Annotated in this window: 22 protein-coding genes; 11 read left to right on the forward strand and 11 right to left on the reverse strand. The window is 41.3% G+C overall.

Going from position 1 to position 21,613, the window contains the following annotated elements; all coding sequences use genetic code 11:
• Positions 1-12: 12 nt before the first annotated feature.
• Both B2746_RS18420 and B2746_RS18425 read right to left on the reverse strand, forming a co-directional pair.
• Entirely contained in the window at positions 13-1,980 is a 1,968-nt protein-coding gene (locus tag B2746_RS18420; protein ID WP_290797156.1) for an alpha-L-arabinofuranosidase C-terminal domain-containing protein, read from the reverse strand.
• Positions 1,981-1,993: 13 nt separating this feature from the next.
• Complete coding sequence (locus tag B2746_RS18425) at positions 1,994-3,556, reverse strand: alpha-N-arabinofuranosidase (RefSeq protein WP_290797158.1); 1,563 nt, start codon at positions 3,554-3,556, stop codon at positions 1,994-1,996.
• Positions 3,557-3,988: 432 nt separating this feature from the next.
• On the opposite strand from B2746_RS18425, the gene xseA reads away from it, so the two are divergent.
• Together xseA and xseB are read left to right on the forward strand one after the other, a co-directional pair.
• Positions 3,989-5,380, forward strand: coding sequence for an exodeoxyribonuclease VII large subunit (xseA, locus tag B2746_RS18430; protein ID WP_290797161.1), 1,392 nt, complete (start codon positions 3,989-3,991; stop codon positions 5,378-5,380).
• Positions 5,358-5,552 carry an exodeoxyribonuclease VII small subunit gene (xseB, locus tag B2746_RS18435; protein ID WP_290797163.1) on the forward strand — a complete coding sequence of 65 codons (195 nt, stop codon included), beginning with the start codon at positions 5,358-5,360 and terminating at the stop codon, positions 5,550-5,552. The genes xseA and xseB overlap by 23 nt, the downstream gene beginning before the upstream one ends.
• A 20-nt stretch (positions 5,553-5,572) precedes the next feature.
• Here the strand turns inward: xseB and B2746_RS18440 are convergent, their stop codons facing one another.
• Positions 5,573-5,908 carry an L-rhamnose mutarotase gene (locus B2746_RS18440; protein WP_290797166.1) on the reverse strand — a complete coding sequence of 112 codons (336 nt, stop codon included), beginning with the start codon at positions 5,906-5,908 and terminating at the stop codon, positions 5,573-5,575.
• A gap of 44 nt (positions 5,909-5,952) precedes the next feature.
• On the opposite strand from B2746_RS18440, the gene B2746_RS18445 reads away from it, so the two are divergent.
• Genes B2746_RS18445 through B2746_RS18455 form a run of 3 tightly spaced genes read left to right on the forward strand, consistent with a single transcriptional unit; the run spans position 5,953 to position 8,604 of the window.
• On the forward strand, positions 5,953-6,393 hold the full coding sequence (locus tag B2746_RS18445) for a RidA family protein (RefSeq protein WP_290797169.1): 441 nt from the start codon (positions 5,953-5,955) through the stop codon (positions 6,391-6,393).
• Between the two features lie 24 nt (positions 6,394-6,417).
• Complete coding sequence (locus B2746_RS18450) at positions 6,418-8,001, forward strand: N-acyl-D-amino-acid deacylase family protein (protein WP_290797172.1); 1,584 nt, start codon at positions 6,418-6,420, stop codon at positions 7,999-8,001.
• A 3-nt stretch (positions 8,002-8,004) separates the two neighbouring features.
• Entirely contained in the window at positions 8,005-8,604 is a 600-nt protein-coding gene (locus B2746_RS18455; protein ID WP_290797174.1) for an alpha-ketoglutarate-dependent dioxygenase AlkB family protein, read from the forward strand.
• On the opposite strand, the gene B2746_RS18460 is transcribed toward B2746_RS18455, so the two are convergent.
• Positions 8,601-9,032, reverse strand: coding sequence for a VOC family protein (locus B2746_RS18460; RefSeq protein ID WP_290797177.1), 432 nt, complete (start codon positions 9,030-9,032; stop codon positions 8,601-8,603). The genes B2746_RS18455 and B2746_RS18460 overlap by 4 nt on opposite strands.
• Positions 9,033-9,129: 97 nt before the next feature.
• Here B2746_RS18460 and B2746_RS18465 point away from each other — a divergent pair, with 97 nt between their 5' ends.
• Positions 9,130-10,116 carry a GlxA family transcriptional regulator gene (locus B2746_RS18465; protein WP_290797181.1) on the forward strand — a complete coding sequence of 329 codons (987 nt, stop codon included), beginning with the start codon at positions 9,130-9,132 and terminating at the stop codon, positions 10,114-10,116.
• Here the strand turns inward: B2746_RS18465 and B2746_RS18470 are convergent, their stop codons facing one another.
• From B2746_RS18470 to B2746_RS18485, 4 genes are all read right to left on the reverse strand, one after another.
• Entirely contained in the window at positions 10,117-12,606 is a 2,490-nt protein-coding gene (locus B2746_RS18470; protein WP_290797183.1) for an alpha-L-rhamnosidase C-terminal domain-containing protein, read from the reverse strand. It lies immediately after the preceding gene.
• A gap of 65 nt (positions 12,607-12,671) precedes the next feature.
• The gene (gene dctA, locus B2746_RS18475; RefSeq protein ID WP_290797186.1) at positions 12,672-13,925 is read right to left on the reverse strand and encodes a C4-dicarboxylate transporter DctA; all 1,254 of its coding nucleotides are present in this window, start codon (positions 13,923-13,925) and stop codon (positions 12,672-12,674) included.
• 9 nt (positions 13,926-13,934) lie between these two features.
• Positions 13,935-15,062, reverse strand: a complete 1,128-nt coding sequence (locus B2746_RS18480; protein WP_290797189.1) for an ATP-binding protein — start codon at positions 15,060-15,062, stop codon at positions 13,935-13,937.
• Positions 15,063-15,159: 97 nt separating this feature from the next.
• Entirely contained in the window at positions 15,160-15,570 is a 411-nt protein-coding gene (locus B2746_RS18485) for a hypothetical protein (protein ID WP_290797192.1), read from the reverse strand.
• Between the two features lie 117 nt (positions 15,571-15,687).
• Here B2746_RS18485 and B2746_RS18490 point away from each other — a divergent pair, with 117 nt between their 5' ends.
• The 3 genes from B2746_RS18490 (at position 15,688) to B2746_RS18500 (ending at position 17,432) form a co-directional block, all read left to right on the forward strand.
• Positions 15,688-16,179 (forward strand): RNA polymerase sigma factor, encoded by a 492-nt coding sequence (locus tag B2746_RS18490; RefSeq protein WP_290797196.1) that lies wholly within the window; start codon positions 15,688-15,690, stop codon positions 16,177-16,179.
• A complete protein-coding gene (locus tag B2746_RS18495) occupies positions 16,169-16,783 on the forward strand; it encodes a hypothetical protein (protein ID WP_290797199.1) in 615 nt (204 codons plus the stop codon). The genes B2746_RS18490 and B2746_RS18495 overlap by 11 nt, the downstream gene beginning before the upstream one ends.
• 91 nt (positions 16,784-16,874) lie before the next feature.
• Positions 16,875-17,432, forward strand: a complete 558-nt coding sequence (locus B2746_RS18500) for a ferritin-like domain-containing protein (RefSeq protein ID WP_290797202.1) — start codon at positions 16,875-16,877, stop codon at positions 17,430-17,432.
• A gap of 77 nt (positions 17,433-17,509) precedes the next feature.
• On the opposite strand, the gene B2746_RS18505 is transcribed toward B2746_RS18500, so the two are convergent.
• From B2746_RS18505 to B2746_RS18515, 3 genes are all read right to left on the reverse strand, one after another.
• The gene (locus tag B2746_RS18505) at positions 17,510-17,902 is read right to left on the reverse strand and encodes a hypothetical protein (protein WP_290797204.1); all 393 of its coding nucleotides are present in this window, start codon (positions 17,900-17,902) and stop codon (positions 17,510-17,512) included.
• A gap of 108 nt (positions 17,903-18,010) precedes the next feature.
• Positions 18,011-18,733: a LytR/AlgR family response regulator transcription factor gene (locus B2746_RS18510; protein WP_290797207.1), complete on the reverse strand. Its 723-nt coding sequence runs from the start codon at positions 18,731-18,733 to the stop codon at positions 18,011-18,013.
• Positions 18,720-19,745 (reverse strand): sensor histidine kinase, encoded by a 1,026-nt coding sequence (locus tag B2746_RS18515; protein WP_290797210.1) that lies wholly within the window; start codon positions 19,743-19,745, stop codon positions 18,720-18,722. Before B2746_RS18515 ends, B2746_RS18510 begins: the two co-directional genes overlap by 14 nt.
• A 246-nt stretch (positions 19,746-19,991) precedes the next feature.
• On the opposite strand from B2746_RS18515, the gene B2746_RS18520 reads away from it, so the two are divergent.
• Complete coding sequence (locus B2746_RS18520; RefSeq protein ID WP_290797213.1) at positions 19,992-20,387, forward strand: DoxX family protein; 396 nt, start codon at positions 19,992-19,994, stop codon at positions 20,385-20,387.
• Between the two features lie 48 nt (positions 20,388-20,435).
• Positions 20,436-21,602 (forward strand): iron-containing alcohol dehydrogenase, encoded by a 1,167-nt coding sequence (locus tag B2746_RS18525; protein WP_290797215.1) that lies wholly within the window; start codon positions 20,436-20,438, stop codon positions 21,600-21,602.
• Positions 21,603-21,613: the final 11 nt, after the last annotated feature.

A 21,613-nucleotide genomic window follows, 5' to 3' on the forward strand; every position in this document is an offset into this window, starting at 1 on the left:
GGTAAAATAGGCTTATTTCATGGGAATTCTATACACCACAAAACTATGCGGTGGCAAATTCGCTTTCAGGTCTTTTTTGGATACAGGCATACTGGATACTATGGGTGCAACCAAACGGGGACTCGTCAAAGAATTGGATGCTGTCAAAGAATCTGAGTGCAGGGTATAAACCTGGATGTGACCTTTTTGTTTTGGTTTTCCTTTGAATACAATAGGAAGCTGTACAGCCACTGGTCCCGCATTTACCATTTTTACAATTACCTCTTTGCTTGTTTCATCCCATACGGAAGAGACATAGAGACTGTCTTTGCCTGCCAGTGGCTGACCTGCCTGTACTGCTGTTAAAATATTGGTTCCCCTGTTGGTTGAAAACAGCTTTTGTACATAATAACTGGGCGATCCAACCGATTGGAGGTTATCTACCCAGATCAGATCCGGATTCCATTGCCATCCTTCGATATGCGCAAAAAGTGGTGCGTAAGATGCCATGCGAACAATATCGGCATTCCTTTCCAGCCCCGTCATAAAGGCAGCTTCCGAGAGAGCGGCATGCCAGTTATTACGTTTGTCTGCCTGCAGATTGCCTTCTACATGGGAAGCATATTCTCCTGCAAAAATCTTAGGGCCTTTCCGATCATAGGTATCGTATCGCCGGGCATTCTGTAAAAACCATTCCGGCTTCCGATAGTAATGCTCATCTATCAAATCTGCCGGAAGCGCACGAAGTTCTTTATTCAGATAATCAAATAATTCACCATTTGAAAAAGGACCGGCGCTACTGATGATTTCAATTTCCGGATGTTTTGCTTTAAGTGCGGTTGTGAAAAGCTTCAGGCGCTCTACGTATTGAGGACCCCAGTTTTCATTCCCCACACCCATGTATTTCAGGTTAAAGGGCAGGGGATGTCCCATCTCAGCACGTAACTTTCCCCATTGCGTACTAATATCGCCGTTAGCGAACTCAATCAGATCCAGCGCATCCTGAATATAGGTGTCCAGTTGATCCAGCGGTGCGAGTTCGGCCGTATTAAACTGGCAGGCCATTCCGCAATTCAAAATAGGGAGCGGAGCAGCGCCAATATCTTCAGCCATCTGGAAATATTCAAAAAAACCCAACCCGAAGGATTGAAAATAATCCGGAGCAGAACGATGCGCGAATTCGGTATTCCATCTGTTCACAATAACCTGTCGCTCTTCTACCGGTCCCACTGTTTTTTTCCACTGATACCGGGTGTCCAGCTCATGCCCTTCAACTATGCAGCCTCCGGGGAATCGCACGAAACCCGGTTTTAAATCAGCCAGCATTTGCACCATATCCGCCCTTAGTCCGCCTTTTCTTCCTTTCCAGGTATCGGTTGGAAAAAGTGAAATCATATCAAGATCTAGCTGCCCATCCCCTTCTATCCAGATCCGTATTTTTCCTTTTGGACTGGTGGTCTGGCTAACCAGACTAGTTTCCAATTTTCGCCAGTCTGAAGATGCTGGAAGCTGCAGGCTGGATTTACCAATTACCTGATCGGTTTCATCCAGCAATTCCAGTTGAAGTATCGCGGCTTTACCTTCAAGTTGGTACCAACAGGAAAAATTATAGGGTAATTTTTCTTTTAGCCCCATTCCCCGAAAACCTTCATTTTCCAATCCAAGTGTTCCGGCACCTGCATTATTCAGTTGTATCCTTAAGAACCGGGGATTCTTTTCAGCAGCCAGTCCGCGGTTAATTACAAGAAAACTGCCTTCTTTTTTTTGGGTTCCCAGGGTTTTCCAACCCATCAGGGGTTTATAAAATTCAAAGGAACGATTCTTGATGAGCTCGGCATAAATACCACCATCCGCACCCAAATTGATATCTTCAAAAAACACCCCCCACATGGTTGAAGCGATTGGTGCTCCTTTAGCTGTCAGATCGATTGTAACAGGTTGTTGATCCTGTGCCTGTGCAACGGTGGCCGTTAACAAAGCAGCAAAAAGTACTGATTTCACTATTAAAAAGAATTTATTGTAATTCAAGAACTATCACAGAAGCTGGCGGGGCCTGCACACTCAACTGATTCCCATTCAATTTAGCCTCTTTGAAGGACTGGGGCTTTAATTTTTCCGGCTGGTCAAAACTGTTATGGTCCTGTAGTTTGGCAGAAGTCAGGATCCGACCGCTCACCATTTTCTTTCCTGAGCCAAGCTCCAATTGCAGCAGGTGTTTTTTGGAAGGGTCAATATTGACGATCGAAATATGTGTTTTTCCATTTTTATCCATGGATGCAGAAACAGATACTGCATCCAACGTGTCTTTCCCTTTTATAAACTTTGGGGAGCTGAATTGAACCGGGATCAACTTTGCATCCTTGTGTACATTGTACATCTCCATCACATGGAATGTTGGAGTCAACAGCATTTTTTCTTTATCAGTAAGTATAACCGCTTGCAATACATTGATAGTTTGTGCCAGGTTTGCCATCCTTACACGATCTGCATGATTATTGAAAATATTGAGTGTAACTCCGGCTACCATGGCATCACGAAGGGTATTTTGCTGCTGTAAAAAACCCGGATTAGAACCGGGTAAGGGATCATACCAGGCACCCCACTCATCCACCACCAGTGCAACTTTCTTGTTAGGATCATACTTATCCATGATTTTACTATGCTCCCGGATCAGTTCTTCCATTTTAAGGGTAACCCGCATATTGGCAGCATAATCATCTTCTGTAAAATCCAGAGAAGAGCCTTTTTTACTCCAGTTCACTACTGCATAATGGTGTAGGGCGATCCCTTCCAACATTTGCAACGGTATATTTTTCATCAATACTTCGGTCCAGTTCAGATCGCCGGAATTGGCTCCGGAAGCAATCCGGAAGATTTTGGAACTGTTGTTCCAATCTGCCATGAAGGTGGCATATTTCCGGTATTCATTGGCATAGTATTCAGGCGTCATATTGCCACCGCATCCCCAGGCCTCATTGCCTACTCCCCAATAACGGACGGACCAGGGCTTTTCTCTGCCATTTTCTTTTCTCCAATTGCTCATAGGGCTTACACCGCCGAAATTCACATATTGTACCCAGTCTGCGAGCTCCTGGACGGTACCACTTCCAATATTTCCCGCCAGATAAGGCTCGGCCCCGATGGTTTCACATAGATTCAGAAAATCATGGGTTCCGAAACTATTGTCTTCCGTAACCCCACCCCACCACTGGTTAACTATGGTTGGTCGTTTTTCTTTGGGCCCCACCCCGTCTTTCCAATGATAGGTATCGGCAAAACAACCGCCGGGCCAGCGCAGGTTGGGAACTTTTAATTTTTTTAAGGCAGCTATTACATCATTCCGAACACCTTCCGTATGTGGCACCAGTGTAGATTTTTCGCCCACATAAAATCCGCCATAAATGCAGGTGCCCAAATGCTCTGCAAAATGACCATAGATATTTTTATCTATGATGGGAGCGGTTTCTGATGGTTTTAGCTGAATAGCTACTGTTTGTGCAGTTAGCAAACTGGAGTAAAAAAGAAAAAAAGTCGCGATGATAAGCCGCTGGCTTTTCCCAGTAAGAAAAATTGACATGGCAAACAAGTATTTATTAAATGTACAATATACACTTTTAAATAAACTCGGCAAATAAATTCTGTCTGAATTTGCAATTGTTTTAATTTAAACCCTGAATGAAAACACCCTTTTTATATAAAAAATAATGCTGGAAAAAATTCCGGGTAAGGGCGGATGGACCTATGCTCCATTACCGGAAATCCCTCCGATGGGAAATGGTCAACATTTTCTGCCAGTAAAGGCAGCTATTCGAAAAAAATAATAAAGAACGCAGGGGAATGGGTAGAAATAAGATGAGCCACTGGCCTGGAAACGTTTCTCCATACTTTCTCTAAACGAATAAATCCGTTGGGTTAAATGGATCGAAGCTCCTTGGGGTGAGAACACCCGAATTAGTCGGATTTCCCATCTGATGGAACAACTCGTAAAAGCCTGATGTATCTTTGAAGGATGATAGCTCCCATCCGATTATCTCATTTATGTGAACTTATTCAGCTTACGCTGCAGGATCAGTTCGTCCAGCAGCAATTCTGGGTGATGGCAGATATAAGCAATCATAGTTATTATTCACAGCGGGGATTTCACTATTTTGATCTGGTTGAAACAGAAGAGAAAACCAACCGGAGCCGCGGCAGTATTATTGCCAAACTCTCCGGTGTTGCTTGGAGAGAGGGGGCAACCCGAATAAGAGCTTTCGAACGTGAAACCGGTCAGGTTTTCGGAAATGATCTGCAGGTATTGGTCCAGGTATCAGTTGATTTTCATTCAGTTTATGGATTGAAACTGACCTTACTTGATATTGACGCCCGCTTTACATTGGGTTTACTGGAACAGAAAAAACAGGCGACCATCCGGACATTGATGAAGGAATACCCGGACTATGTATGGGAACTGGATGGTCAGCTTCAGAGTTTCAATCAGGAGCTTTACCTTCCGCCTGTTGTACAACGAATTGCTGTTATCAGCTCCAAAACTGCTGCCGGGTATGAAGACTTTTTGCATAGCCTGGAGAATAATCCATTTGGATACGGTTTTGAAATACATCCTTTCTATGCTAGTGTTCAGGGGGAAAATAATGCCACTGAACTTGCAACGGCCATTGATTTAATTAAGAAAAGAGCAAGTGCTCAGGAACAGGATTACGATGCAGTGATATTAATAAGAGGTGGCGGGGCAGCAACCGACCTCCTTATTTTTGACCAACTGGAGGTTGCCGCAGCCATTGCTGCCTGCCCCTTTCCGGTATTTACAGGAATTGGGCACCAGAAAAACGAAACCATTGCCGATTTGGTAGCTCATACTTCTTTTAAAACACCTACCAAGGTTGCAGAATTTATTATTGAACGGAATCGTGGTTTTGAAACTGGGTTACTACAGGCCCATCAGTTGGTAAAGCAATTGGCCAAACAGGTATTATCTGATGAATCCGCCTTATTACAGCAGGCAAGATTGACCATCAGTACACAGGCAAAAGATCTTCTTTACCAGCAAAAGCAGACGCTGCGGAATGCAGCAATAGTGGTCAGGAAGCAACCGATGGTATATATTGAGAACAGCTTGCTTTTACTAAAACAGATCGAAACCAAATTAGCCGGTTCCACCAGACAGTTACTGAAAACAAAGGAAAAAGACCTGGAGCACCTGCTTCGTTTGTTCCGTCTTGCATCACCGGAAAAAATGCTTGCACGGGGTTTTGCTCTAGTAAAATTAAATGGCCAGACAGTTGCTGATGCCACTGGTATTAAAGTGGGAGATGAACTGCAGATCCTCTTTGCCGGCACAACCATCAATGCCCTTGTACAACAAAAAACACCCTATCATGGAGATCCCTTTAACATATGAATCAGCGTATGCAGAACTGCAGGAAATAGTGGCCACGCTGGAAAATGAAACAATTTCAGTGGATGAACTGGCACTAAAGGTAAAACGGGCTACACAATTGGTGGAGTTCTGCCAATCCAAACTGAAATCCGCCGAAACCGAAGTCAGCAAAATTATCAAAAACCTCGATTAAGCTCCCACCCGACGGGTAAACTATCCTTGCAGCGAGAAAATCAGGTTCATGGGCACCCATTTTTGTCCGGGTGCCGCCCAGGGCAGACGTTGTTGAAAGGAATCCATCAGCGTTTCCCATTCCTGCACTTTTGAATTCAAAGCATCCGCAGCAGCTTTAGCATGTGCATCAAAAGCTTCACTCACCTCCATAATCATAAACAGCCGGTTACCGGTGCGGTAAATCTGCATATCCAGAATACCGGAATCCCTGATGGAGTCCAGGATTTCCGGCCAAACTGCCTGATGATATTCCTCATAGCGGGCAATCAATTCAGGCTCATTTTTTAAATCAAGTGCCAGGCAATATCGAATCATGGTAAAAAAGTTAAATGCTAATTTGCATTATTAAACCATTCCACATGAAGTTTTACACTACCTTATTTTTATCCATTTTTCTGTTTAATGCAGGATTCTCGCAACAGGGATCAATCCAAAAGAAGAAATTTCATTTTGGACAGCCCGATGATCAGGATAGCACTGCCGGTTATGCCCAGGCCGTATTGGTCGACAATATTCTCTACATTTCCGGTACAGTTGCAGCAAACATTGATCCGGCATCTATAGAGAGACTCTATACCACCATTGAAAAAACCTTACAACACTATGGTGCAGGATTTCAGCATGTAGTCAAAGAGAATCTTTATACCACCGATATTGAAGCAATGAAAGCAAACAATCAAATCCGTAAACATTTTTACAGGAATGATTTTCCAGCCGCCACCTGGGTCCAAATTACAAGGCTCTATATGCCGGGCTATCAATTGGAGGTAGAAGTGATCGCACACCTGCCTAAAAAGTAGTATTTTTTAATATAAATAGCTGGTATGCATAACCGAAAATTTTGTCCGCTTTTTTTGACGCTTCTTATTACGTGCTGCTGTAATCCCCAATTATATGCGCAGGACTACGATATTCTTCTGATCAACGGAAAAATAATTAATGGAACAGGGAATGCCTGGTTTTATGGTGATTTGGCTATTAAAAATGGTAAGATTGCTGCCATTGGTCAGCTCCATTCAAAAACAGCAAAAAAAACCATCGATGTAAAACAACAGGTAATTGCGCCGGGATTTATTGATGTACATGGACATATAGAAGGAAGTATTTTCCGCCGGCCTACCGCAGATAATTTTATTTATGATGGAGTAACAACAGTTATAACCGGAAATTGCGGATCAGCTTCTGATGATTTACAGGATTTCTTCAGGAAGGTGGACAGTACCCGCACTTCGATAAATATTGCATCGCTGGCCGGACATAATACAATCCGCCGGCAGGCCGTCGGTCTCGAGAACATTCCTATAACAAACACCCATCAGCGCAAAATGGACAGCCTGATGAGCAAAGCCATGCAGGATGGAGCAGTCGGACTTTCAACCGGCTTAATTTATCTGCCCGGCATGTATGCCAAAACAGAAGAAGTGGTTGGTATGGCAAAAGTAACAGCAGCCCATGGAGGAATTTATGCATCCCATATCCGTAGTGAAGGAGGAAAAGTGGCAGAAGCAATTGATGAAGCCATTGAAATAGGCAGACAGGCCAAACTACCTGTTCAAATTTCACATTTCAAAGTAGCGGGAAGGGCCAATTGGGGCCGATCCAAAGAAACCCTCGATTATATAAAAAAAGCCAGAGTGGAAGGATACGATGTTACAATTGATCAATATCCTTACACGGCAAGCAGTACAAATCTGAATACACAATTACCAGACTGGGCACAATCAGGGGGACTTGATTCTATCCGAAAGCGTTTAGGAGATGCTGCTATCAAAGCGCGCATTGAAAAAGAAATGCTGGAGTCATTAAAGAAAAATAAGTACCCTGATTACAGCCATGCTGTTGTTGCCCGGCATGAAGCAGACAGCAGTTACAATGGCAAATCTATTCCGGAGATTAATCTTATAAAAGGAAGAAAGAAGAAAATTAAAGAAGAAATAAAGACAGTCCTGGATCTTATTCAGGCAGGTGGGGCACAAATGGTATATCACAGTATGAGTGAAGATGATATCCGTTATTTAATGGCCTTTCCGCATAATATGGTTGGAGCAGATGCAGGAGTATCAGATGGAACCGGAATGCCTCATCCCCGAGGATATGGGAGCAATGCCCGGGTATTGGGTAAATATGTTCGTGAAGAAAAAATTATTTCACTTGAAGAAGCCATTCGGCGTATGACATCTCTTGCAGCGCAAAAATTCAATCTTCCATCACGCGGAATATTACTGGAAGGAAGGGCCGCCGATATTGTAGTATTTGATCCATCCATCGTTTCTGATAAAGCCAGCTTCTCAAATCCGCATCAGTTCTCTGTAGGATTCGAATACATTCTGGTAAATGGAAAACTGGTACTTGAAAATGGAAAACATACCGGTTTACGAACTGGTCAGGTTTTACGCAAAGGAGATTAATTCATGGAGAATTTATTACCAAAGGAGGGAGAGGTATATTATTATCCCGATTTTTTCTCCAAAGATGAAAGCGATCAACTATTCCGTCAGCTTCAGGAGGAAGTGAATTGGAAACAGGAGCCAATCAAACTCTTTGGAAAAGAAATCATGCAACCCCGTTTAACTGCGTGGTACGGAGAAGAAAATAAACCTTACTCTTACTCAGGAATCACCATGACTCCTGAGATCTGGACTCATCCACTATTGATCATTAAAAAAAGAATTGAAAGCATTTCCGGCATCCAATTCACCAGTGCACTTTTAAACTACTATCGCAATCAACAGGATAGTATGGGCTGGCACCGGGACAATGAAAAGGAATTGGGTCCAAATCCAATAATTGGATCTGTTTCATTTGGAGAAAACAGAGAGTTTCAATTCCGCCATTACCGGGACAAACAACTTAAAAAAACTCTGCTCTTAACACACGGGAGTTTTCTACTGATGAAAGGCAGTACCCAACATTTTTGGGAGCATTCATTGCCCAAGCGAAGCAGGACCATGAGTGGAAGAATTAATCTTACATTTAGAAAAATCCTCAATCAAAACAACAGTTCTGTTTAGTCTGTTTCATAATCCGCATATTTTAGTAACCACTGATTCCCAAATCGATCGGTCAGGCCTCCAAATAAAGCTCCCCAATAGGTTCGCTCAATATCCTGCGTGGATTTTCCGCCCCGTACCAGGTTTTCAAAACATCGGCGCATTTCTTCTTCAGTATTGCATTCCAATAAAATGGATACAGTATTCCCTCTTATCAATCCCTCATCAGCAACCATATCGGTACCCATCAATATCCAGTCATCCTTCATAAGGCTTGCATTAAGAATATAGTTTTGAACTGAAGCAGGTAACTTTTTAGCCACCGGAGTTTCGCCAATTGTTTGCCAGCTAAGCTCTCCTCCCAGACATTGTTGGTAAAACAGCATTGCTTCACGGCAATTGCCATTAAAGCTTAGATAGGTAATCATCTGGTGCATCAGCGAAATCATTTGGTGTAAAATTGTCCTTTAAATTTTAGAGGAGGAGTTGCCAATTGCGACTGATTAGAGGGGAGTTTCCGTCATAGTTTTACCTTAATTTCATGGCATGAAATCAATTTCTATCCTGGTTCCGGAGGGTGCCGTAATGGAAGCTGTTGCTGATCCACGCTATTTATTTACAACCGCCAATCAATTTTTGGAAGCAGCGGGAAAAGACCCATTATTTGACGTTCAGTTGGTTGGCTTAAAAAAGCAGACTCAATTATTAGGGGGAGTCTTTTCCATTCAGGCTGACTTATTAATTGATGAAGTTCAAAAAACAGATCTGATTATCATTCCAGCCATTTCAAGTCCCGTTGCTCATTCAATTGCTTCAAATCTTGATTATCTACCCTGGCTTGTAAAGCAACGTCAAAATGGAGCAGAAATAGCTTCGCTTTGTCTTGGTGCATTTATACTGGCCGAAACCGGATTATTGGATGGGAAAAAATGTTCAACTCACTGGGCATTTTACCAGGAATTCAGAGAGCGTTATCCGGAAATAACCATAATGGATGGTCATATTATAACGGAAGAGCAGGGAATTTACTCAAGTGGCGGGGCGAATTCGTATTGGAATCTGTTAATCTATCTTCTTGAGAAATATACCAACCGGGAAACTGCCATTCTTGCTTCAAAATATTTTGCCATAGATATAGACAGAAACAGCCAGTCTGTTTTTGCCATATTTAACGGCCAAAAGGATCATGCAGATGAGGAAATAAAAAAAGTACAGGATCATATAGAAAAAAAATATACAGAAAAATTATCGGTTGATGAATTAGCCGGATTGGTAGCTATCAGTCGCAGAAGTCTGGAGCGCCGCTTCCGGCATGCCACCAATAATACAGTTGCAGAATACATCCAGCGGGTGAAAGTGGAAGCAGCCAAAAGAAGCTTTGAAGCTACCCGTAAAAATATTAATGAAGTCATGTATGATGTTGGTTATACCGACACCAAGGCATTTCGCTCACTATTTAAAAAGATTACAGGACTTAATCCAATCGCCTACCGTAACAAATACAATAAACAATTGGCAACAGCTGAAAACTAATTATTGTACCTCAATAAAGATGGTTGAGGAAGAACAGGTCATTTCCTTCTGGTAATTAACTTTCTTACCATTAATATATATCTGCTTGTTTCGCCAGCTTTCCGGCATACGCAATATGCCAGTCCGGTTGGACGGCAGATTGTATTTCCACCTGGATTTTACCTTTTCCTTACTCCAATCAACTTCAACCACTTCATTATTGCCTATCGGCACTTTTCCATTCGCCCAATTAATTTTATTTCCTTCATATGGATGGATGGTAATTTGGCGATACCCTGAACTATAAGGAGTAACTCCTAAAAGATTAGTTGATAAAAACAATAAAGGAGCACCACCCCAGGCATGACTGTAATCGCCCCGATAACCGGTAGCACTTATCTCCTGCCAGTTTTCTTTAAGTGTATAGGTACTGGTGTCAATTCCGAACTTCCATTTATCCACCTGCTCCAACCCTTCGTCTGTTTTTCCGAGTTTGGTAAGTGAAGCAAGAACATAGGACATGAAATACGGCTGAAGTTCATATTCATTTTGAGTAACTACATAATCTATCAGTGAAAGTTCCCGTTCTTTTGGAGCGATTCCATATAATACAGCCAGTGTATTCATATGTGCACTGTAGGTTATGATGGCTGTGTCTGCCGGCAGCCAGAAGGAAGGTTGGGAAGTGGTCATACCCGCTATACCATCACGGTATAATTTTCTTCCCGAATCCCATAACATGGATTCAATTCCCCATTTGATACTGTCTGCTAACCGATTATATTGTTGAGCTGTCTGGATGGATGCTTCTTTAACTGAATGTCGGCTTCCCCATTCCTGTAACCAAACAAGGTCTTTCAGTGCTTTAAAATAAAAAGCGGTCATATAACCGGTACCGATCATTGCCGGCGGGTGGTGCGCATTAAAACGATCGATCTTTATCCAGTCCATGAACATATAATTAGGTGCATTTGCAATCAGATAATCTTTATTCAGATAGGACCGAAACAATGTCATCAACTGATGAGCTGCCGGCAATACTTCGGACAGAATAGTGGAATCTCCCGTAAAATGAACATATTTTTGAAGCATCTGGACCCAGATTAGCGAATAACTCGTATGAAACATACGATAACTATTTTTCTCCAGCATCTGTGCTGTCTGGACCAGGTTCTGCCGGGTTAACCAGCTTTCACCAAATGCATAAAAAGCATTAAGTGATTCAATAAAATAATCACCAGTACAGGCATTCGGCTCCTGGTGCATGGGTGAATCATAAAACATATCTCCCATACAAAGTTGGGTGGTATACCTGGCAATTGACCAAAGCTGATTATAAAAATTATCGGAGCAGGAAAAGCTACCCTGATAAGCAACCGGATAGGTTGTAAATATTGCTTCGAAAGAATGAATTTGAACGGGTGCACTGGCTGCTATACGAACTTTGAGATAGCGGAATGCCGCAAGGTTAGGACTCCTGAATTCCGTTTTTCCTTCTTTAGCGATTAGTCTAATAGCCCGGGAGGGACTTGCAACATATTCTTTTTTCTCAAATGGAATTATCTCGATGGTGTCTCCGGCTTTTGCAGTAAAACTGCATTGGATGCGGGCAACACGGTTTTTTGAAAAATCAAGCAGGTAATGGTCTTCGGATACCTTACTATTCCGTAGCAAGTTTTTAGGCTGAAGAGGAGTCTGCATCAATTCAGGAATTGAACTGCGAATCAACCTGGTAGCAGAAGCATTTATCTGAATAGCTGCTTTCGGCCATGCAGCATCATCAAATTCGACCGATTTCCATTCCGGAATTTCTTTCGCTACCTGCCATTCCAGCCAGTCAGCTTTCCGTTGGAGGCTGGTATCGGTGGCTGCTTTCCAATTTGTATCTGACCGAAGCAGGGTTTGTTTACCCGATTTAATCTCGGCAATAAAACGTCCGTATGTACTCGTAATTTCGGACCATTCCAGCGCCCAGCTGAATACTTCTACCGCAATTGTATTCTTACCTTTAGTCAGGAAAGTACTGATATCATAAACACTATAGTACCAATAACCGGGAGGGTTTGAATCATTGTAATCACCGCCAGTATTGACGGGCCCTTCCGCAGTAAGTTTACCATTGATGTATAGCCGAAACCGAACATCCGCAGTACAATAGAGATAAACCGGTTCATTACCAGACTTATACTCCAATTCTCGTCTGAAAAAAACACGGTAAGGATAATTATTTTCCTGAGGGCCAAGCCAGGTTGTTTTGGTGCGTTGCAACTGTGGATATTGAGAAGGGTTTAACCATATCCAGTCGGCTGTCCAATTGATTTCAGGTACCAGGCCGGATGGATTAAACGTATACGCTCGAACATTTGGGCTTCTATCCACTTCGGTAATTTGAAGAGGAATAGTATTAGCGCCTGGCAGGGAGCCAAGTTTCAACTGAGCAATGAGACAGCCAGAACTTAGCACCACTGCCATTGCTATCAATAAAACCCGGAATGAAAATAAAACGATCATGGATGTTTTTTAATACTATTCATCTGGTGTCGCTTTTCCATTTTCTGTAACAGGTTCCAAAAAAATCAGGAAGGTACCTGTCCCTGATTCACAACAGTCTGATAGGTAGGGAGGTCAATAGCATCTTCTGTTTTCGCAATTACAACAGTAGCTACTGAATTTCCGATAAAATTTACAACAGCCCTGCCTTCGCTCATAAAACGGTCCACTCCAATCAGGAGTGCCAAACCCTCCAATGGTATTATCTTCAGTGCAGTTAAAGTGGAAGTGAGTACAATAAATCCACTACCGGTTACTCCAGCAGCTCCTTTACTGGTTATTAACAGAATACCAATAACCGTTAGTTGCTGACCCAGACTCAGATTAATATCAAAAACCTGCGCGAGAAAAATTACCGCCATACTCAGATAAATGGTGGTTCCATCCAGATTAAAAGAATAGCCGGTCGGCACTACCAATCCTACTACTTCTTTTTCGCAACCTGCTTTGGTTAACTTTTCCATAAGGGATGGAAGTGCTGCTTCGCTACTACTTGACCCGATTACAACAAAAATTTCTTCTTTAATATAAACCAGCAATTTCCACAAATTAATGCGGTAGTAAAGGCAAATCAGGTTAAGTACCACAAATATGAAAAGGAAACCGGTCAGGTAAAAAGTCATCATAAGTTTTCCCAGTACTGCCAGTGTTCCAAATCCGTATTGTCCAATTGTATATGCCATCCCTCCAAATGCACCAAGCGGACTAAGGCGCATCACAATATGAAGAATATTAAAAAGGACTTTATTGATTTTTTCAAAACTAAGCAACAGGCTGTTTCCGGCATTACCAGTCATTTTTAAACCAATGGCAAATAATACCGAAAAGAAAAGTATCTGTAAAATATCACCTTTGGCAAAAGCATCTACCGCATTAGACGGAACGATATGAGTAAAAAATGCGGCCCAGTCCATTTCATTTGCCTGCTCTGCAATTTTCTCAACCTGCTGATTGGGACCTCCGGTAAAATGAACACCTTCGCCCGGCTTTACCAGATTGGCCGTCACCAATCCTATGATCAGGGCCAGTGTTGTTACAACTTCAAAGTAGATGAACGCCTTTAATCCAACCCTGCCCACTTTTTTCAGATCACCTGCACCTGCAATACCTGCTACTACTGTAAAAAATATGACAGGCGCAATCACCATCTTGATCATATTGATAAAAGTGTCACTGATCAATTTTGCACCTGGAGCAAAAGAAGGAAACAGTGCGCCAGCCAGTATACCAAGCAGGATACCGAGAACCACCTGCACATAAAGAGGACGTAGAAATTTCATAATGGCAATTTAACTGCGAAGGATTTCATCAAAATTTTTCTGATGCACCCTGATCAATTCTTTAACTGAATAGTTATCTGTAAATGTAGTGGAGAATTTCATTTTTGCTGATGGATTCCATTTTATTTCAAATGCTGTCATTTCATTTCCCTGCTCTTCAATCAGATCGATTTCCTGCTGCTGGGTTGTTCTCCAGAAGTAAAAAGATTTTTTCTCATTCCTGTTATGTATGAATTTATACCGCTCACTAATTATAAAATTTTCCCATAAAGCACCAATATCTGTTCGGTTATGCAACGGTTTGAAATCATTCAGAATCGCATTTCGGATACCACAATCAAAAAAATAAATTTTCTTCCCTTTTTTTATTTCATTTCTGACATTCCGGTTCAATGCGGGCAGCTTAAATACAACAAATGCTTTCTCCAGTAAATCAAGGTACTTTTCCACTGTTTTGGGATCACTCGCTACGAGCTGCGCCAGTTCAGCATAATTCACTTCCGACCCTACCTGAAGTGCCAATGCCCGTAAAAGCTTTTCCAGCAACACTGGTTTCTTAACCTGTTCCAGCAACAAAATATCTTTGTATAAATAACTATCAGCCAGCAATTTTATCCGCTCTTCTGCTTCCTCAGGATAGTTAATTACTTCCGGATAATAGCCATATACCAGTCTTCGCTCCAATTGTCTTTTTTCTTCCAGCAAACCATGATGCCCCACCATTTCATCAAAACTGATAGGGAATAAGGTGAATTCAAATTTTCTTCCCGTCAGTGTTTCAGCAGATTTATTATTGATATCCAGCGCAGAGGATCCTGTGGCAATCACCTGTACATCCTTTAACTGATCTGTAATCAATTTCAGCGTTAATCCAATCTCTGGTATCCGTTGGGCCTCGTCTATAAAAATCAGCTTGTTTTTGCCAAGGATTGATTTTAGTCTGGTTGAACCCGGATTGGATAAAAGCTCACGCACATCCGCCTCATCCCCATTAAGGTAAACAGGGTCGAGCCCGTGCTGTTTCAGGAGTTCTTCCACCAGCGTGGATTTCCCAATTTGCCGGGCACCCAGTAAAATAATGGCTTTCCCCTGGTGAAACCGCTTATACAAACCCTCCGCAATAGAACGCTTTATCATCTTTCACCTCTTATTATATGCAAAATAACATAATAATTCCGGATTTTAATCCTTTTTTATTATGTTTATTTAGGATTTAAATCCATAATAAACATAATTATTCGGGATTTGACAAATCGATCCGGTAAACATCTGTTTGATTTCGCGCGATGTTCAGGATTATAAAACCACCTGGTTCCGGGATGATTTCAGCAAAATCGAAGGAACTGCAGTTTTTTGGCAGCGACTCAAAAACCAGGGTAAACCGGATCGTTTGTCCCTGTACAATTGGCGTCCAATTCGGGGCAAGTGAAATATTGCTGGCGTGTAATAACTGACTCCTGTGGCCCGCACTCCGGTCAATCAAATAGGTTGTTTTCCAGATCCGAACCAGCTCCCACCAGGCCTTGCAGGTTATGCTTGCATGAATTATTACCTGACCTGCTTCCTCAATGGAACAAAGCAACTCCTGTTCAACGGAAGGCTGTGGCTTAACTGCCGGTAAATCTGTATTTGTGAAAACGGGCATATAACTGAATAATTAAGTTACAATAAAATTTTACCACAAATTGTAACGAATGGGGAAATTGAGCGACCAACTATAAGAATCATAGGAAGTATTACAACAGTGGCCACACAAGCGGAAATGGAATTTTTAGACCGGATAGATAGGAACCGGGGCATCCTGATTAAGGTGTCCAGAATGTATATGGATACAAGTGAAGACAGGGAGGACCTTATGCAGGAAATCATTTTGCGCCTTTGGACTAACTATCAGCGTTTTGAAGGTAAAAGCAGTTTTTCCACCTGGATGTACCGGGTTGCTGTAAATACGGCCATCACTTTCCTGCGAAAGGATAAACGGCGCCCACAGACATCTACCGAACTGGATCAGCTTCCAGAAATAAAAGCAGAGGAAACTGCATCCGGACAGATGGAACAAATGAAGATTTTTTATAAAGCAGTACATTATCTGAATTCAATTGAAAAAGCCCTGATTTTCTATTTTATGGAAGGACTATCCCACCGTGAAATCAGTGCACACCTGGGAATTTCGGAAAACAATGCCAGAGTAAAACTCAGCCGGACAAAAGAAAAATTACAAGAAATTATAAAACAATTAGGCTATGAATCTTGATGAACTACAGGAAGCCTGGAAACAGGAAGGAAAGGACAGCGATTCGTTGAATCCTACCTTAGAGAAATTGAAACAGGTCAACCAGCCTCTTGATAAGATCCGCTTCAATATGAAAAAAGAATTGATCTTTCAGAGTCTGGCCATTGTATTAATGGGTTTTTGGCCAATTCAATTCAGATTCAATCAGCAATTCAGTATGGCATATTATAGCATTTACCTTCTTTTACTGATTGTATCACTGTATTATTTTTATCGTTTCTATGGCTTCTTTAAAATGATGCACAATTATTCCGGAAACTCAAAGGACAGTTTATATGAGTTGTACTACGAAATCCGTATTAATATGGAAGCCTACAAATCTTTTTCCTTTTTATTGGTTCCCTTTGCAATGATAGCGGCACTTTTGATTGTATTCAATTCAAGAATGCTGAAAAATCCTGAAAAACCTTTACTTACAGACGCAGACTGGATCTTCATCCCAATTGTTTTGGTTTGCATGACAATCTTTATAATCTGGGCTACTAACAGGTGGGTAGATAGTTTTTATGGGAAACATGCAAAAAAGATCAAAAACCTGCTCGATGAATTGAAGGAATCCGAATAAAATTTATAGAGAAATCAGGATGTTGAGTGATGGCATGATTATTTTATATTATTTGTGGAATTCAAATCCATTAACCAATAAACCTTTTTGTATGCCAACAAAAAAAGTTACAAGTAAAAAAACTGCTCTAAAAAAAACTGCAAAAATACCCGCTAAAAAAGATGCAGCAAAAGATCTTTCATCCTTATTTGAAGATGGACTGAAAGATCTTTACTGGGCAGAAAAAGCACTGGTAAAAGCACTTCCAAAAATGCAGAAAAATGCTTCAGATACAAAATTGAAAAAAGCAATTGGCGACCATCTGGAACAAACAAAGAACCACGTAAGCAGACTGGAAACCTGCTTCAGTGAACTGGGCAAAAAGCCACAGGCTAAAAAATGTGATGCCATGCAGGGTTTGCTGGATGAAGGCAAATCTATTATGGAGGAAACCCAGGCAGGTTCCGTGCGCGACGCTGGAATTATAGCAGCATCTCAAAAAGTGGAGCATTATGAAATTGCAAGCTATGGAACATTAGCAGCATTTGCTAAAGTTTTGGGTCACAAATCCGCCCTTCAACAGTTATTGAAAACACTGACGGAAGAAAAGAAATGTGATGAATTGCTGACGGGTATTGCTGACACTAACCTGAATACAAAAGCAATATAAAATCGGGAATAATCTTCCCCAATTAAAAAGGTCCTGCAATTACAGGACCTTTTTAATTGCTACCAAAAAATAGGCTTTTATTGTATTACATAGGCAATTGTTCCAAAAGTTACCATATAACCCATGGCATCGGCAGTTCCGCTTAAAGTTTCCTTCACTTTACCACCAGCCGATAACCGCATTGTCATGGCTTGTCCGGCCACACCGGGTTTCGCCACCACAGGAGAGAAAGAAAATCCAACTCCTGCCACAGATGATGAAAGTTTTATTTCCTTTTTCCAGGGTAAACTATTTACCAGTTCACTAACTGTGGATCCATTTGCATTGGTATAGGCAGCTGTTATAGAACCTGTATAAGTCCCGGTGAATTCATAAACCAAATCACGACTATTTGCGGGTTTGTCATCAGATTTACTGCAGGAAGCGATCAGGAATAAAGCTGCGAAAAGAAGCGAGGAAGGAATCTTCATATAGGAGGGCATTGTTTAAACCGGAAATTAAATACAAAAAAAACATGCAGGAAAGCTCGTCAACAAACAACCGGCAACTACCCACATACAGCTAGTTTACGTCAACAATCATCCCAGTGGATCTCCCAGCATAGATAAAACCAATTCTTTGTAACTGCGCCCAATGGGAATCTGTTCACCACCAACTTCTACTTCAGCAGAATTAAAAGCCCTGATTTTTTCTCTGGCTACTATAAACGAACGATGAATCCGAATGAAACGACCTTTGTCCAGTTGCTGATCTATTTCACCCAGGGGGTATTTGGTAAGGTAGGATTGCTGTATGGTTACAATATTTATGTACTCTTTTTTACTTTCTATATAGAGTATATCTGATAAATATATTCTGACGCGTTTTTTATTTACATTCACTAAAAGATAGGGCGACTCCAATTGTCCAACTGTTTGCCTGGAAATTTGGACCGGTTCCTGCTCCACCTGTTTGCGAACTTTGTTTATTGCAGTAAGGAATCGATTAAAACTTATCGGCTTTAATAAATAATCCACCACATTTAAATCATATCCTTCCAGTGCATAATCTCTGTAAGCCGTTGTAATTATAATCTGCGGACGGTTCTTTAGCGTTCTTATAAAATCATACCCTTTTAATTTCGGCAGGTGAATATCCAGAAAGATTAAATCAATTGTATGATGCTGCAAAAACTCCAATGCGTAAATAGCATCGGAACAAACTGCTACCTGTTCTAAAAAAGGAGTTTGTTTTACATAGTCTGCAAGCACTTCTGCAGCCAATGGTTCATCTTCCACGATTATACAACTAAATTTTTCCATAGCTCATCAGGTTAAGATCTAAATTTAATTTAAATGAATGCTGATTTGATTCGCGATCCAGCCTATACTCCTTATATGTCAGTTCCAATTGTCTTTGTGTATTATACAAGCCGATATTTCCTACCTGCACTTCCTGTTCTTTTTTTTCTACCGAATTTTCAATAGTGAAAAGTAATTTTCCTTTTTTTAACCGTAAATCAATATGTACAAAGGAATCAAACCTACTTTCACTGATTCCATGTTTAAATGCATTTTCAACAAGTGGTAGAAATACTAATGGAATAATACGCTGCGAAGGGTCATCAATTACTCTGGTAAACCGAATGGAAAGTCGCTGGTCATACCTGATTTTCTCAAGCTCAATATAATCCTCCAGAACGCGCACCTCTTCCTGTATCGTAATTGTATCTACGCTGGATTTATACAACATAAAACTGAGGAGCTCTGATAATTTCATCACTACTTCAGGAGCTTTGTCAGATTTTTTTCTGGTAAGGGCATAGATATTATTAAGCGTATTGAATAAAAAATGTGGATTGATTTGGTTTCGCAGCAATTGTAATTCCGCACTAAGTTTTTCCCTGATCAATTCCTTTTCTCTTTCCTTAAACTCCAGCTGCCTCCTGGTGAACTCAATTGCCAGTAAAACTCCGCTTGCAAAAATTATATCAACGAGTAATAATAAAATTCGTTGTCCCCCCAGAACAGGCGCCAATGGCAACTGATTTTGGTAAGCATAAGGTGCAACCAGATTGTGTGCAAGAATTCTCATGCAATAAATCGTGACCGATAATACCAGTACTATTTCAAGGAAATAAAAAAACCGATATTGGCTTTTCTTCAAAACCCGATCCAATCCAAAACAGAGAAGATAATATGAAAACATAATTTCTGGTATCAGATAAATCAAAGATGCCAGGAAAGAGCCCCTCATCAGTTCAACTGGTTGCAATTCGGTTATTACCCCCTTCACCCATAGGAATTCAATCAGAACCCGTAATAAAAGGTACATGATCCAATAGGTAATGTGAATAGCTGAACGTTTCATATTGGGCAAAAATCGATAAAAAAGAAAGAATCCGGAAAATCAGCGCCAAACGACAGGAATCTACCTACCAACGACCAGGAAACAGCTTAAACGTAGAGAAAAACTTCAGTCTTTTTTAACTGACACGAACAAATAAACCAAGCTGACCTACAGAAAACCCTTTTTAGAATATGGCTTGGAATTACTTTCAATTTCTCTAAACTATACAATATGAATCTATTCGAAACAAAACAGCATTTCGGAATATTTATCTACCGGATCTTTATCAGCCTTCAGATTCTTTATGGCGTTCAGGACAATATTCTTAGCTGGAGCAGGATGCTGGCTTTCCGAGATTATCTGCTGTCCCAGGGATTTCCAATTCCACTTACCAGTGCTCTTGTATCTGTTTATTCCCAATTGATCGCCTGTTTTCTACTTTTAATCGGTTATAAAACAAGACCTGCTGCTGCTGTCTTAGTTTTTCATTTTATAATTGCTGTCGGGGTTCATGTCCTTTCTGGCGATGCTTTTCCTGCCATGATTCCCGCTCTTAACATATTATTCGGATGCCTGCTTTTTCTTTTTCATGGCTCCGGGAGGCCAGCTGTTGAGCCAACAAATTAATAGCAGTATCAAACAACTCGGTTCTATCTTTGTTAAAAGAAAAAAACAATGAACAGTTTTGAATACCGAAACCCCACCAAAATCCTGTTTGGCAAGGGGAAGATCCAGAAATTAAAAGACAATATTCCTGAAAATGCTACCATATTGTTTGCATATGGAGGCGGAAGCATTAAAAAAAACGGGATTTATGACCAGGCAATGGCTGAAATCGGAACCTATAAGGTGATTGAGTTCAGCGGCATCGAAGCCAACCCCAGATATGAAACTCTCATGAAAGCGGTGGAGCTGGGCCGGAAAGAAAAAATCGATTTTATCCTTGCAGTGGGGGGCGGGTCCGTATTGGATGCAGCCAAATTCATTGCTCTGGCAATACCCTATGAAGGTGGAGATCCCTGGGAAATATTGGTAAATCGTACCGCAGCAAAACAAAAGATGGCAGTTCCAATCGGAGCAATTCTCACACTTCCTGCTACAGGATCAGAAATGAATGGCAACTCCGTAATTAGCCGGGAATCATCCCGCGAAAAACTTTCCTTTGGTTCTCCATTGGTTTTCCCTGCCTTTTCCATTCTGGACCCAGCGGTTGTAAGCAGCTTGCCTAAAATACAGATAGCGAATGGCGTAATTGATGCATTCAGCCATGTTTTAGAACAATACATGACCTATCCTGCCGATGCACCAATTCAGGATAATTTTGCAGAAGGCATTATGCGAACCCTCATTCAAATTGGTCCGAAAATTTTAGCTAATCCTTCTGATGAAATCAGCGCTGGCAACTTTATGTGGTCCTGCACCATGGCACTAAACGGATTGATTGCACAGGGAGTTCCAACTGATTGGGCCACCCATATGATCGGACATGAACTCACTGCCTTATATGGTATCGATCATGCCCAAACGCTGGCTATAATTGGCCCTAATTTATACCGCGTGATGTTTTCGAATAAAAAAGAGAAACTGGCGCAATATGCTGAACGGGTATGGGATATCCGTGTAGGCACATTAGAAGAAAAAGCAACTGAAGGTATTGAGAAAACTGTTGACTTTTTCCACTCACTGGGCGTTAAAACCAAATTATCAGAATATACTGCCGATTATAAACAAACTGCAGGAATTATCCAGGAAAGATTTACCAATCGTAATTGGCTTGCATTGGGAGAAAATGGCATTGTAACCATCGAAAAAGTAAAAGAAATTGTTGAGATGAGTTATTGATTTCAAATCAT

The sequence above is a fragment of the Flavihumibacter sp. UBA7668 genome (genome assembly GCF_002483205.1).
Classification (GTDB): Bacteria; Bacteroidota; Bacteroidia; order Chitinophagales; family Chitinophagaceae; genus Flavihumibacter.